The following is a 14298-nucleotide window of genomic DNA, read 5'->3' as shown; positions in this document are numbered from 1 at the left end:
TCAATCCTATTAATTCTTAAACAAAAACTATTGAAATGGGCTTAATCGTCCATTTGCCAAGGTTGAGTAAGATTGCCCTCATCTAATATTTTCTTAGGACGCAGAATCAGGACTAGTTGACCAACAATTGGTACATTTGGTTCAGTTTCAAACCAACGTAACTCTAGTTTTCCTTCTATTTCGGCTACAAAATAGCTGCCAACATCCCAGGTTGTATTAGTTCGATCTAAGATGACCAAAACTTCTTCGATATTGCCACCAAGATATTTTGGCAGCAGATTACTTGGACATAAATAGGCTACAGGATCATCTGCTTTGAGAACTGTTTGCCAACCAGGAACAGGTATATAAGTACCGCCCTTAGCCTGTATGTTGCCAAAAGGCTGTTTAATTTCAACTTTGTCTATTGCCTGTATTTCTTGATCACCAAGGGGATATGAGCCAGCCAAAGGGACAATACGGGGCAACTCTTCTTCTGATTCTAAGCGATATAAGGGCAACAACGGTGCAGTGGCACTTTTGACTACGGTAAAGTCACTTAAAAGCTTGGTAATTTCGTCTCTAGCCGTATTTGAATGGGCAAATTTTAATCCTTGAGCAATTAAACGCGATCGCTCTTGAAGATCTCTTTTGCTTTTGGCTCTTTTCCAAGATATATATGCTACCCAATCTCCAGGATGATTAGTAAAGGCATCTGGTAGTTGAGACATCCGCGACACGTCCTGTACCGCTTTGGCTACTATATGCGCCCCGTCTACATCAAGGCGTTTTTCATAAGCAAGCAGGCTAGCGTTAACTCGCTGTTTCTGGTTTAATACCCGAAACTCATATAATACATCGCTGCGGGGTCCTCTAAAGTATTCTAATATCTCTGATGCAACATCACCCTGAACTAAATTATCAAAAACTTGAGCAGCCACAATGACCAAATTTTGCTGGCTATTTTGAAATCCAGTATCTTCAAAGATTTTTTGGTTATCATATCCAGCTTTTTGTAGCTTTTGGCAAATTTGCCCCCACTCTACCCAAGTACCCTCCTTGTGCAAGAGCGATCGCACTAATTCTTGTCCTTCTGCTGCTGATATTTGAGTCTGACTATCTGGAATATTATTCATAGCTTTTAAGTTTACTCTTTCCTAACGTCAGTAATTAAGCTACACCAGGAAAACGACGATATTTGAGCAAGAAACCAGCAATCATTAGCAAAATGATAATTGCTGTACCGATACCAATGGGGCTAGGTAGCCAAAATACGGCTTTAATATGATTTACCTCTCCTGGATGGAGTTGCCAAACTAAACCTTTTTTAAGGGTGTTTTTGATTGGCTGAAGGTTGTTTGAGTCTGAGATGCTGTGAGCAATCCAAGGTGTGTTTAACTGAAACTTCAAGTCAGCCAGAGAATCTTGATCGATGACGATATTTTCTTGTCTACTTAAAATTCCCAACGCTCTCAAGTCTATAGCTAGATCGATGCTGTTACGTTCAACAAAAACTAGATTGCTTTGATGTAAATCCACCTGAGAATTAAGCTCAATCAACTCAACTTTATCTTGAGGGATAGTCGCGTTGGGAACAATAGTAGTTTGAAAAAGCTGATTAAATTTTTGTGCCAATTCTGCACCGTTACCAAAGGGTATCGTCAGCAAAAGTTCTTGAGAATTAAGCTTTTTGACGCTTCCTTTGAAGGTGCGCGATCGCTTTTCTAGGCTATTTAACCATTGTCTAGTATCTGCTGGGGCAAGGCTAGTCAGCTTGTCGTCGACTTTAATATGCTGCGTAATCTCGCCACTGTAGGGAGTTTTAAAATTTACTCCTACTTCGTAATCAACACAGCCAGTTAACAAGGTTGTTAAACACAAAACAATCGGCAACAAAAATTTCACAAAACTGCTTCTTTTCATTATTACTGTACGGGCGAACGGCCGTTCGCCCCTAACTGCTAACTACTTACTGTCTAGCTGCCACTCCCAATTTGGCAAACAGGATATGGGGAACATAAGAACTACTACCTACCCATTCAGGGCGATCGCTCATATCCACTACATTATTGAAGGCTTCAAAAATGTTTCCTGCCACCATTGTATCTTTTACTCTGCCGACAATTTTTCCCTGTTCGACTTTGTAACCTAAATCTATATTGACGGAAAATTCCCCTGCCAAAACATTAGATTGTCCTGCACCCAAAACCTGATCGACAATAATACCTTCCTCCATACCAGCAATAAGCTCATCGACGCTAGTTTTGCCTGGGTCAATACAAACATTGACTAGACTGGGGCTAGGACGGGATATACCACCCCGAAAACCATTGCCACTAGATTTTATACCTTGGCGGGCAGCCCAGCGTCTATCCCAGTAAAACTGCTTGACAACACCCCGATCAATTAAATGTTTTTTGCTGGTTTCTACTCCTTCATCATCAAACTTACAGGCAGAAACTCCAAGGCTAGGATCTTCAAATACATTAATGCGCTCATCAAATATTTTTTCGCCCAACTTGTCAGTTAAGGGAGAAGCTTTTTGCACTATTGATTGACCAGAAAAAATTGTGCCGAACATTCTGCCCATAGTACTACTAGCTGCACTAGGTGTAAACAATACAGGATATGTCCCGCTGGTAATACTTGCTTTGCCTTCTGCGTGCTGATATTTTTGAATTAGCTTGTGTAAAATTGCCTCATAATCAGGCTGGCGATCGCTAACTTCATAAGCATAAGCCTGTAAAAAGTCTTCGCCTCTTACCAAATTACCTGAGATGACTGCACTAAGGCTTTGACCATTTTGCTCGGTATAAACATCGGTAGTAGTAGCTAGCTTTTCAATACCTGAACGACTATGAAAGCTGACATCAACCAATATATCTTGGTTATATTGATGAACTTTGCTGATTAAATCTTCGCCTACGTTTACTAGCTTTTCGGTGTTAGGAAATTGATAATCATCTTGGGGTTCAACATAATTAACGTCTTGAGTAAAATCAAACTCTACAGGATCGCCAATCTCCGCAGTCGCAACTGCTGCATCTACTAGATCCGATAAACGAGTCAAATCCGTAGAGCTAGCAAAACCCAATTTATTATCGGCAATTACCCTTAGAGCAATACCTTCAGATGCTTTTGTTTCTAAAGATTTTAAGCGATTGTTCGCAAATTCAATCGGCGTATCCCGACTAGAAGCATAATAAACCTCAGCTTTAATACCTTTTTTCTTCGCAAGTTCAATTACCTGCTCAATTATCTGATCCTTCATTTCTTTATTAAACTCTGTCAAACTAATTTATTTTTTATGGTGGAAAAAGGAAAAGGAAGAAAGCAAATGTATTGTCTCGGTGAAGGCGAACAGCCCTTTGGGTTCGGCAGTTTGCTTATGTCGGTGAAACCGCAAGTCGAGCGTTCCCTTGCGCCTGACGGCGACGCGGTGAAGCAGTTGCGTTGCGGGGGTTTCCCCCGTTGCGAGACAAAACCGTTGCGGGGGTTCCCCCCGTTGAGGTTATTGTCGAGGGCGAGCAAACTGCTGAACCCTTTAGGGGGTCTCGACCCACCGCAACTGCCTCACCGTTCGCCCCTACAATTTTTCTTCCTTATCCTTCATAATTGATCCCTTTAAAATCATTCTTCTTCCCAATCAGCATTCTGTGCCTCGCTGCCACCGCCAACGGTAACTAGATCGATTTGCTGACGATAGTAGTCTACACTTTTGACTTCTACTTCAACACGATCGCCCAAACGATAAGCAGTCTGATTTTTTCTACCCACCAAACAGCTATTACGAGAGCGATATTCGTACCAGTCGTCTTTTAAAGAACTAACGTGAACTAAACCTTCTACTAGTAAATCTTCGATTTCGACAAAGAAACCATAGGACTGTACTCCTGTGATTAAGCCTTCAAAGATTTTACCTGTACGTTCTTTCATTTGTTCGGCTTTCTTCAGTCCCGCCAGATCTTTTTCTGCATCTTCTGCCTGTTTTTCGCGGTCATTTAAAAATGGTAGCGTAGTTTGAATATCGGTTTCAATCTGCTCTTGGATAGTCGGAGGCAATACTTTCCAGTTGATTTGTCCATGACAACTGCTGCTATTCAGGTCTACACCCTCTTTGGTACGACTGTGACGGCGATCGCGTCCATGCTCAAATACTGCCTTCAAAATCCGCTGAATGATCAAATCGACGTATCTCTGACCAGGGGAAATGCAGTGAGCATAACCATCTTCATAAGCCAAGCCAAAGTGTTTTCCTGGTTTAGTCAGATACTTGACTGGTTTAAAGGTGGTTTGCAACAGGTAATTCAATACCATTGTTGCTGAAGATGTATTAAACTGCTCCGTAAGTCTTTGATAGTCTTGGGAAGATACAGTGTCTTCTACATTAATATTAAGCTCTAAGCCCAGGTTATTACCCAGCTTGATTAAATCTTCTAGTTCTTCTATGTCTGGCTCTGCTTGAGTACAGTAAACTCCTGGTAGTTCCAATGCCTGTAAATGTTCGGCAACTACTTTTCCTGCCAGAATTGTTAATTCTGTTAGCATCGAATGCACAGGTAAGGCGGACACTCCCAAAATTGTTCCCACTCTTCCCTCATCTTTAAAAAGACTATGAATTTCTGGTGTGCTTACTTCTAAACCTCCTCTCTGCAAACGTTGAGCTTTAACTAATGGACTTAGAGTAAAAAACAAATCTGATAACATCGGCACAAGAGATGCTAGCTTTTTGTCTGGTTTTGACTCGCCACTGATTAATTCTTGAGTTTCTTGATAGGTAAGCTGATGATCTACAGAAATTACGGTCGGTGCAATTTGATATTCAACAATATTGCCTTGAGCATCTAGAGTAATCATTACCGAAATTGCCAGACGGTTTTTGCCTGGAATTAAAGAGCAAAGCTTACTAACTTTTTCAGGAAACAAAGGCAAAACTTGCTTGCGAAGATTCACGGCAATACCCCGTTTTCTGGCTATGCGATCTAAGATCGTATCCTGTTCTATGTAGTGAGCTACATCGGCAATGTGGATTCCTAGCTGCCAGTTGTCGGCTGCGGTTTTTTCTAAGGTAAAAGCATTCTCAATCCAGTCACTATTTGCCAGGTTAGACTCAGATTCGATGGTAAAAGTTAGCTTGTCTTTTAAATCTAAACGACTTTTAGTTTCGGCTGCGGGTATACGCGCACTAGGTAATTTTGCAGTAGCAGCGATCGCTTTTTCAGGAAAATCCTGGGGTAAATCATGTTTACAAGAAACAATATCTACATCGGCAGCTTCTTCAGCATCACTGCCCAGCACCTTGGTCACCTGACCTAATGGGGGATGCTGCCCTAGAGGATAGCGCAGGACTGACACGTGAACTAGGTGTTCTATAGCTGCCTGGAGGTCTTGACCATTGTCTTTGAGGTCAAGTTCAAATAATAAGCGGTCATCAAGGGGTATCGCCCGATATTTTTCTTCTTTTGTCGTAACCGTGGCTAACAGCGAAGGATTAGAGCGTTCTAAAATTAACTTAACTTCACCTTCAGGAGAGCGACGACGACTGCCTTCTTTAATAATTTTGACGAAAACGCGATCGCCATTCCAGGCATTACTTAAGTGGCTTTCTCGCACATAAATGTCATCGGCATTTTCCTGATCTTGGATGGCAAAGCAAAATCCTTTACTAGAGCATCTTAATTTTGCTTCGACCACGTCATCTTCATACAGACGACGATATTTGCCTCTTTCTTTGGTCAAGACGCTAATTTTTTCTAAAGCATCAAGAGTTATCTGTAGTTTTTGAATTCCCTCCTCGTCTTCACAACCAAGTTTTTTTTCTAAATTTTTGCCCGCGACTAATTTTTCATCAACGAACTGGGCTAATAATGTAGCGATTGAAAATTCCATCTAAAAATTATCCTTATCCAATAGTAATTTAGTAACTACAAAAGCGAGCGAAGATGACTATGTTAACTCGTACCCTATAGTCTGTAACTCATGCCAGGGTTTTCTGAGACGGAAACTACCTGTTTCACGGTTTGGATTTCCCTGAACAGGAAATCTCTCTTTACATACACAACAAGAGGTTAAGATATCAAAATGTAGGTTGTTGGGTTGTTAGCCTGCATTTTTATAGAGTTTGAGAGAGTTATTGGCTAATATTCTCCTCACTTAAATAATGGTTTTAAAAGTTATGGTGAGATTTATTATCTACCCAATTTACACTTTCTACAGCTAATAGTTTTAGCTTGCGATCGCCAATAAATCGATCATAATATGAATCTCAATCACAAAGACTGGTAGAGTCGAGGGGAGCTATTACGCTCCGCCCCTCTCTTTTAGATCTGTACGTGCGACTTTCACCGCATACGGCTCCCGAATATCTTTAGTCTTTCCGACCTTTGCCCATGTGTGTATAGTGGTGACAGCTTCTGTGATTGGCGATTAGATTCTCCCTGTCCCAGTTGTTGTGATTACCATCAATATGATGTAATTCTACTTTTTCTCCGTAGAGAAATTTCAATCCACAATATCCACATGAATGATTTTGTTTTCTAAGCGTGCTTGCTATTGCTCCGTCGTAATATTTACTGTTTCTCTTTGCCCAGTAGTTTATGTCTCCATCAAAAGGAGTCTTTTCTCCTTTGACGTTGACAAATTTGTTCTCTGAGTAACTAACAGTTGGGAAGGCGTTTTTGACCATTTTGACTGCTTTATAGCGGTTTATAGATTTTTGTTTTAAGAACACTTTGAATGTTCTTTGGGATAATCTCCCTAAATTGAATCTTGAACCGTCCATCTTGCAGAATTTATGGTAATTGCGCCATCCCCTAACGACAGGCGCTAGCTTTGACACTTTTGTTTCCGCATCATAGTTAGAGTTGTTGACGATGTATTTAACTTTGTTACGAAAAGCTTTGAAGTTGTCCACTGATGGGATGCTCCTAAACTTGCCGTTTTTTTGGACGTAAAATTTCCATCCAAGAAAGTCAAAACCATCTGTCGAAGCCGTTACTTTGGTCTTCTTTTGGTTAACTTCCATTCCTCGTTTGGCAAGAAATTCTTCAACTTTGGCAAGTATTTGTTCTGCACTATCTTCTGGTTTTAGTATGAAAACCATGTCATCCGCATAACGAGTACACTTAGATGTCCTTTGTTCCCCAATTAGTTCTATGCCGTTCAAAGCAATGTTAGCCAATAATGGGCTTACAACTCCACCTTGCGGTGTACCTTGATTGGGAAACTGTGGGTTAACTCCGATTTTAAGACATCGACGTATTCCGTCTATAATAAAATCGGGAGCAATAACTATGTCTAAGATGGATTTATGACTTATGCGGTCAAAGCATTTAGAGATGTCTATTTCTAGAACTCTCTTTTTAATTCCGTTGCTTTTGCTTCTTAGATTGTTGAACAGGTTTTTTTGGGCGTCATGTGTGCCTCGTCCTGGTCTAAACCCGTAGCTTCGAGCATGGAACGTTGCTTCGTGTGCTGGTTCTAGAGCATATTTCAGTAAACATTGATATGCTCTATCGGCTATTGTTGGTATTTTCAGTATTCGCTTGCTGCCATCCTTTTTAGGAATGGGTATCTCGCGAAGTCCCTGGTGTACCCAAGTTTTGTAGTTCTTTCTTAGAGTTTCCTCTAAGTCAAACCTTTCCTTGAATGACAATAATTTCTTGCCATCAATTCCAGCCGTTTTCTTTCCTGTGTTTAGTTGAGTTACTTGTCTAATTGCTAGCATCCTTGCTGAACGAGAAGATAGAATCAACTTCTGTAGACTTTTAGCCTTAGCTTTGTCTCCTTCTCTAGTTGCTTTGTATATTCTCCTTTGGAGGCGAAATAATACTTTCTGAAATCCCTTCCAGTCGGCAAATTTCCAGTTATCGCTATAACTTATGCTATGCGTCATAATTATTACCTTCTTAGTTGAACATTGTTCTGATATCCTTGAGGCGCGGAAAGCAAAGCTTTCCCAGTCGTCGAAGACGACGATCTGAGTGCTTCGCACTCTGCACGCCTCATCCTACCCTCTGCTTGGTTTTCCGCTACTCGTCTAGCCTATTCAGGTTTTCGATTCCTGAAACCAAGTATCAGAGTTTTTATTCGTTCCGATGGTTAGATTGACTGATGTTTTAGGGCGGTTCAATTTGTCTATTACCTTCTCAGAGAAGTAGCTTGTCAACCACAAACGCTACGAGAATAGGCGGTAATAAAGTCCATATTTGTTGTTCAGATTATGGCTCCAAATTAAGACATTTTCCTAGAACCTGTTTACCCATGACATCTCCCTATTAGCGGTAGTGTGGCTATCTGTTTTGCCTCTAATTCCGCCCTGCTGCACGCTTTACCCTGTAGGATTCCGAGCCTACTCAGTAGTGCCAGATAAGGAGTTCATCTATCTCTTAGATGGGGGGACTTTAACCTCCATCCAACTATCAGTTCAGGTTACATACAGTTTTCTCCCTGTCATCACCTGGAAGCTTCTATTTCTCTAATTTCTAGAGTTTCGCGGCTTCAACGAATCGCACATGATTTGATTTGTGAGCGTTGGTCAATTCAGTATCTATTGTAAATTCTCAATGCTGATTGGCAAACTTCTTTTTTCCCTAGAGCAATAAATAGTAAATTAATACTAACAAACTAAAGATAAATCTAAGGACATGATGCTAACTAAATTTCGTGAACGATATCCTCAAGGAAGTTTGGTCAGTGAATTGGTGAAAATAGACCGAGGAGTTTACATTGTCAAAGCTTCAGTTGAGATAGACAGTATTGTTTTAGCTACTGGTTTGGCAGCAGCAGACAAAATCGAAGTGGCAGAAGACAAAGCCAGGGAAAGAGCGATCGCCACTTTGGCTTTAGATCTGCATCAAACTCCTGTTTCTAATCTGAAAACAGAAAAATCAGCCGCCAACTCTACCTTGTTAGACTCTAAGCTTAGTAACTCTGAACAGATGCCTTCAGTCCCAGTAAATACAACTAACAACATTAGCAACAATAACGATCGCCTTGAGACTCTATCAAAACCTCCCCAAGCTATTGAGCCTAAAACTGCTACGGCAAAAATAGAACCAGCTATAGTTTCTGAACCGCCAACACCAGAACCTTTTCTCGAACCTAACAATCCAGAAATCAACTTAAATCCTGAGCCAGTAATTAATTCTGGTAATCTATTCGAGGGGACGGCTGCCAAGGATCAATACAGCAATCTTCTAGCTGAAAATAATAATATTACTTCTCAACTGCCAATTTCTAATGTTAATCTAAATCCAGAGTCTGAAGCAACAGAAACCATCGACTTTAATGAAATTAAGCAAAAAACTGATATTGAAATAAAAAGATTGGGCTGGACAAAAGATGACGGACGAGAATTTTTAAAGACTCGTTACGGCAAACGCAGTCGTCTTCACTTGACTGATGAACAGCTATTAGAATTTCTGCGTTACCTAGAAAAAGAACCAACGCCAGTAAAATAACCCAGAAGTTATCAAAGATTTGTTACCATCAAATACTAAATCATGAATTTTGTATCATCGTGTCAAAATAGCAATAATAAAGACAATAAAGTCCACTAAAATAGGAGTTACTCACAGAGGAAAAACCTATGTTACACCGCAAGATTTATCAACTCTGTCAAGATGGTCGTGAAGTTTGTATTTTCTTGCGGGATCAGCAACGCTGGATTGAAGGCGGATGTATTGTTGATTTCGAGGGAGATATTGTGACGATCCGCTATGAGACAGAGGAAGAAGACGAAATTAGCTCCTGGGAGGAAATGGTGCGTCTAGAAAGTATCGGTGCTGTTACCCAAAAGCTGGCTTCGGTATCAAAAACCAACAGTGAAATTATAGTTTCCGATGACTGTCCTGAAGCAGAGCAAATCCATCCTCCCTCACCAGAACATAATCAAGATTAACTATTGGGATAAAGATCTTATAGTTATTTCAATTATTTTCCTAATAGTTAACTGCTTAAAGGTCAATTCGAGCATTCCCTTGCGCCTAACGGCGACGCGGGGTCTCGAAAGAGGTCAGAGGTTTGGAGTCAGAAAAGTTTAAGGCTTTCATCAAAGTTATCTTGTCTAATACGCTTCCTATTTGAAATGACTATAAGTAGGAGGGGTGAATTAAACGCAAAACAAGCGTAAGCAATACATTATGGTCTATTTTCTTTACTAGTTACTCGTTGCTGAGACTATCTTCTAATTAATTTGTCCTACCTACTTAATTAGCTTCTTTTTTGGCTTCAAAAACTGGACAGTAGCCTTCTGGAACTACCTTAAAGCCGTAAAGAGGCGACATTTGATTCCAGCAACGTTGATTACCATAGTGTAAACAGCGATCGCAGCAGTCTAAATCTGATGATATTCGAGCTTGGCTATTAGAACTAAGTAGTTCTCTTTGAGATACTCCCCGAACTACTAGTTCATCTCCCTGCCAACGTGCCTGGATAATGCCTGTATCGGCGATGTTTTTCCATCTAGAGTCGTTACTAATATGATCGGGTAAAATCATGGCGATCGCCGAACCAACCTCATTTAGCTCTCCTTCATAAAAAATAGGCTGAGGTGCTTTTGGCTGTAAAAAGCGATCGCCAATGGGCAACTCTACTAACATTTCATCAACAGGAGCGTGAATCTGATAGCGGTTACGCAATTCTTCTAGACTAGCAAGCTCCAGTAAATAGTTTAACGAGCCGTGGACAAAAATAACGTGCTGGGGTCGTAAATTATGAATCAACTGAGTAGTGTTGCGCCCATCACTATGTTCAGCCAATAAATAAGTCTCAATAGACACCGAAGATAGGCTATGAAGCAACTCTAGCTGTGATGAATCTGGGTGAATGTAGTTCTGAGGATGTTCTGGTAACAAGATCAGCCATTCTTTTGTCTCTGTAGCCGGATATTCCCATAAGTCACTGCGATAATCTACCAAAAATACCCCAGTTTGGTCAGAAGCTATATTTCCCAGAGGATCTAGACGACGCATTTTGGGAGAGATACGTTCATCCCAAAACAAGGATTGATGCTTGGCAAAATTGCGGACAGATACAGGAAATTCAGACAATAAATCTAGATAAATATCACAGGCAACAGCGACAGAATCATCCACCCAAATATCAACATTTTTGCCTGTAAACTGATGGTGGGAACGTAATAATTTGAGTATTTCTTGCCCTAAGCCGATTGGAGGCACGGGAAGTAACACATTTTTATCCTGCATCAAGGCTTGGTAAATACGCTCCATTAACTGCTTTTCTTGGAGGCGACGATGAGGATGGCGCACAGTACCATAACTGCCCTCTATAATTAGAATGTCAGGAGATAGCCCCCGCAAACTATCAATGGACATTCCTTCTACTAGCTGAAAGTTAGAAACAGAAAAATCTCCCGTATACATCACTCTGTAGCTACGTTCGGGGGTAGTGTAGGTAATGACAATAGCAGCAGCACCAGGCAAATGTCCCGCAGGTACTAATTCTATCTGTAAGTCTTGGCTAATGTTTACTGGCGATCGCCAGGATACTGTCGTACACCAATTTAGCTGTTCAAGACTATTTTTATCATGCCAATGAACAGCCAGTAATCTTGACGTAACTTCACTAGTGTAAATTGGCAGTTGCGGAAAAGCCTGATGAAGTTGTAATAATCCCCGACAATGATCGTCGTGAGCATGAGAGCAAAAAATAAGATCTACTGGAGGCTGATTCTGTTCAAGTAGTGCCTGCAAATTTTCCAGACCGCAATCTAATAAAATGCGATAATTACCAATCTGCAACAGCAAACAGATGCCTTCATCTCCGTGACCTGCTCCATACACAAAACAGGATAAAGGCAGGGAGCTAGATAAAGCTTTTCCCTGACTTTTACTCATACAAATAGCTCCTGACAACTGATAAACCACTGGGCGTGGAATATACTGCTTTGTTTAAGATCTTAGGTTATGACAGTCACAAAGTTCGATATTTAAAGATAAGTTAAGCTCAATTTAAGGGTCTTGCACACTTTTGGTGAACTCAAGAACTAGCGATCGCTAGCCTACTAGACAGGACACAAAAATCTTTTCTTGAGTAGTTCGTGACTGGCACGTCCATACATTTGCCTTTTTAACATCTTGAGTCGATTAACTTGTCCTTCTACTTGCCCATTGCTCCATTGATAAGTCACTCCATTTGTGACTGCATCTAAATCATCTTTTAGTTTGTTCGCAAAACCACTAATGGCTCTTATCTTACTTTCCTCGGCGTTTTTCAACCATTCTGCTAATTTATTTTGTTTCTTGGTGCGCGTTCCCTTGCGCCTGTCGGCGACGCGGGGTCGCACCGCTTTTCGACGAACTAAATCGGCAAAATCCATTGCTAAAGAAATTCCCGTATTAAGATCTGGATGTTGTTTTTTCAATAATTCAATGGCTTCCGTTTCGGCTTTGTTTTGGTTGATGCTATGACGTAGAATTAGCCATACTGCTTGACGTACAGTCATCAGCGATTTTTTCGGTTCAAACACTATCGGTAATGGTTTATTAAGTTTTTCTCTTGGTTTAAGTCCCTGTGCTTCACGCAGACGGTGAGTATATCGAGCTAAAGTGACATAGCTTCCTTCATAACCCTGTAATTTAATTTCAGCATAAAGTTTCTGAGTATCGTGAAAACCAGAATTCCATCGTGACTGAAGATACTTTTTGTAAGGAGAAACTTTACCTCGTCCTTTATCACTTCGTCCTTTTCTTTCAGGAAAAGTTGGGCTGCGAAGATAACGAAAAACAGTACTTTTGCCAATCCCTAAGTGGTGAGCAATTGCTTTTCCTCCATAACCTTTTTTGTGTAAAGCCCATACTTGGTCGTATTTTTCTTTTCTTTGCTCCCGTCTTACTTCGGCAAGTTTGAGAGCTTTTACAGGATTCGGAGGAGGCTGAATTGGTTGAGCTACAACTTTTTGATCTTCAATAATCGGACAATTATTGGTCTCATCTTCCACATTCTTCAGTAATGTTCGGTGTTGATTCAACACTACTTCTAACATTTGAGCTAAATTTTGTAGTAAGTGGAAGCGGTCTGCTATTTGAATGGCTTCTGGACATCCTCTTGACGCTCCTTCTTTATAAGCTTTGGCTCTATCTCTGGAGATGATTTCAACCCCAGGATGCTCTTGTAGCCATTCGGCTAAAGTTGTAGCTGTGCGGTCAGATAACAAGTCTATTGGCTGACGAGTTTCCAAATCTACCAAAATAGTACCGTAGGTGTGGCGTTTACGATAAGCCCAGTCATCAACTCCTAAGACTTTTGGGACAGGGTGAGATGGTAATGGCATTTTCATTACTAACCTGAGTAGGGTTTGACGGCTAATTTTTACTCCTAAGTGTTGAGTCAAACGTGACCCTGGTAATCCTCCCTGTGCTAAACCTACTTTAATAAGTTGAATATTCAATCGCTCTGTTCGTCTCGCCCAAGGTGCTGCTATTTTGGGTAATCTCTGTGTGAAAATTCGACGCTCACAATTTGAGTTTGAACAAAATAATTTTCGGGTTGAAAGCTTCAAACAGACTTGATAGTTCCCCCAAGATACATCTAATAGCGATCGCTGATAATTACTATGGACGCGATTGCTTATTGAATTACAAATCGGACAAACTGCCTGTATGCTCTGAGTTTTAACTTGTATCGTTAATTTATTTTCTGTTTCACTGATTGACCAAGATGTTATCTTGAGACAAAAAAATCAGGCAGTAAATGTTGTAATAAACCAGAATTATCCAAGGGCTGAACTTCTAACATAAATCATCATGCTTTTAATTTCTCTTCCTATTTACTCATAAAATGCTTGTCTGATAGACATTATAAATTTTGAAACCATGCTGCATTTCTTAGCGATCGCCTTATTTTCGGTTCACCAAAAGTGTGCAAGACCCCAATTTAAATGATTGAGCAAGCATTTGATAATTACCAATTAGTTTAACAATTAATGGGCTGAACCGTTACCATCATATTTATCGGTGTCATAATAACCGCCCTTAGTACCAAAGAACAAACAGCTAACGGTAAAAATTCCAGTTAAAACTAGCAGAATTAATTTAACATCCATGATTATAAAATCTTGTTTACTAAAGCTCTTCCTATATGATAGTGCGATGTTTTAGAAGCAATTCTGCAAAAAATCTATCAAATTATGCCTATGTGTAGCCCTAATCTTTTTTATTCATAGCACCAACGCCTTGAAACAGCAGAAATAAACCACTAATGACAATAAATAATGCCACAACACCAAATGTCAAATCCATCCAACTGCTTTCCATTTGCTTTCCTAAATTGAAGATAGAATAATCAGTAATACTATTT

General features: G+C 40.3%; 10 protein-coding genes. 2 read left to right on the top strand and 8 right to left on the bottom strand.

Features of this window, described 5'->3' with window-relative positions:
- Window positions 1-41: 41 nt before the first annotated feature.
- The 5 genes from SLP02_RS24820 to SLP02_RS24800 all read right to left on the bottom strand — a co-directional run bounded on the left by SLP02_RS24820 (window position 42) and on the right by SLP02_RS24800 (window position 7876).
- Window positions 42-1115, bottom strand: coding sequence for a RuBisCO accumulation factor 1 (locus tag SLP02_RS24820; RefSeq protein ID WP_319423394.1), 1074 nt, complete (start codon window positions 1113-1115; stop codon window positions 42-44).
- Between the two features lie 34 nt (window positions 1116-1149).
- Window positions 1150-1902: a DUF3153 domain-containing protein gene (locus tag SLP02_RS24815; RefSeq protein WP_319423393.1), complete on the bottom strand. Its 753-nt coding sequence runs from the start codon at window positions 1900-1902 to the stop codon at window positions 1150-1152.
- Between the two features lie 46 nt (window positions 1903-1948).
- Window positions 1949-3250 carry a TldD/PmbA family protein gene (locus SLP02_RS24810; RefSeq protein ID WP_319423392.1) on the bottom strand — a complete coding sequence of 434 codons (1302 nt, stop codon included), beginning with the start codon at window positions 3248-3250 and terminating at the stop codon, window positions 1949-1951.
- Between the two features lie 359 nt (window positions 3251-3609).
- Window positions 3610-5868 carry a ribonuclease R family protein gene (locus SLP02_RS24805; protein WP_319423391.1) on the bottom strand — a complete coding sequence of 753 codons (2259 nt, stop codon included), beginning with the start codon at window positions 5866-5868 and terminating at the stop codon, window positions 3610-3612.
- Window positions 5869-6346: 478 nt separating this feature from the next.
- A complete protein-coding gene (locus SLP02_RS24800) occupies window positions 6347-7876 on the bottom strand; it encodes a group II intron reverse transcriptase/maturase (RefSeq protein WP_413467320.1) in 1530 nt (509 codons plus the stop codon).
- A gap of 748 nt (window positions 7877-8624) precedes the next feature.
- Here SLP02_RS24800 and SLP02_RS24795 point away from each other — a divergent pair.
- Entirely contained in the window at window positions 8625-9440 is an 816-nt protein-coding gene (locus SLP02_RS24795) for a hypothetical protein (RefSeq protein WP_319423390.1), read from the top strand.
- A 128-nt stretch (window positions 9441-9568) separates the two neighbouring features.
- The gene (locus SLP02_RS24790; RefSeq protein WP_319423389.1) at window positions 9569-9880 is read left to right on the top strand and encodes a DUF6679 family protein; all 312 of its coding nucleotides are present in this window, start codon (window positions 9569-9571) and stop codon (window positions 9878-9880) included.
- A gap of 307 nt (window positions 9881-10187) precedes the next feature.
- Here the strand turns inward: SLP02_RS24790 and SLP02_RS24785 are convergent, their stop codons facing one another.
- The 3 genes from SLP02_RS24785 to SLP02_RS24775 all read right to left on the bottom strand — a co-directional run bounded on the left by SLP02_RS24785 (window position 10188) and on the right by SLP02_RS24775 (window position 14044).
- Complete coding sequence (locus tag SLP02_RS24785; RefSeq protein WP_319423388.1) at window positions 10188-11837, bottom strand: MBL fold metallo-hydrolase; 1650 nt, start codon at window positions 11835-11837, stop codon at window positions 10188-10190.
- Window positions 11838-12004: 167 nt separating this feature from the next.
- Complete coding sequence (locus tag SLP02_RS24780; protein ID WP_413467431.1) at window positions 12005-13573, bottom strand: ISL3 family transposase; 1569 nt, start codon at window positions 13571-13573, stop codon at window positions 12005-12007.
- 348 nt (window positions 13574-13921) lie between these two features.
- Window positions 13922-14044: a hypothetical protein gene (locus SLP02_RS24775; RefSeq protein ID WP_319423387.1), complete on the bottom strand. Its 123-nt coding sequence runs from the start codon at window positions 14042-14044 to the stop codon at window positions 13922-13924.
- Window positions 14045-14298 lie beyond the last annotated feature (254 nt).

It is taken from the genome of Pleurocapsa sp. FMAR1 (assembly GCF_963665995.1).
Lineage (GTDB): Bacteria > Cyanobacteriota > Cyanobacteriia > Cyanobacteriales > Xenococcaceae > Waterburya.
Note: the sequence above shows the minus strand (reverse complement) of the source record. Positions and strands in the feature narration are given on the sequence as shown.

Bases quoted from the DNA above. Each gene is read 5' to 3' on its own strand.
- SLP02_RS24775 (WP_319423387.1), bottom strand. From the start codon at position 14,044: ATGGATGTTAAATTAATTCTGCTAGTTTTAACTGGAATTTTTACCGTT.
- SLP02_RS24820 (WP_319423394.1), bottom strand. From the start codon at position 1,115: ATGAATAATATTCCAGATAGTCAGACTCAAATATCAGCAGCAGAAGGA.
- SLP02_RS24815 (WP_319423393.1), bottom strand. From the start codon at position 1,902: ATGAAAAGAAGCAGTTTTGTGAAATTTTTGTTGCCGATTGTTTTGTGT.
- SLP02_RS24805 (WP_319423391.1), bottom strand. From the start codon at position 5,868: ATGGAATTTTCAATCGCTACATTATTAGCCCAGTTCGTTGATGAAAAA.
- SLP02_RS24810 (WP_319423392.1), bottom strand. From the start codon at position 3,250: ATGAAGGATCAGATAATTGAGCAGGTAATTGAACTTGCGAAGAAAAAA.
- SLP02_RS24795 (WP_319423390.1), top strand. From the start codon at position 8,625: ATGATGCTAACTAAATTTCGTGAACGATATCCTCAAGGAAGTTTGGTC.
- SLP02_RS24790 (WP_319423389.1), top strand. From the start codon at position 9,569: ATGTTACACCGCAAGATTTATCAACTCTGTCAAGATGGTCGTGAAGTT.
- SLP02_RS24785 (WP_319423388.1), bottom strand. From the start codon at position 11,837: ATGAGTAAAAGTCAGGGAAAAGCTTTATCTAGCTCCCTGCCTTTATCC.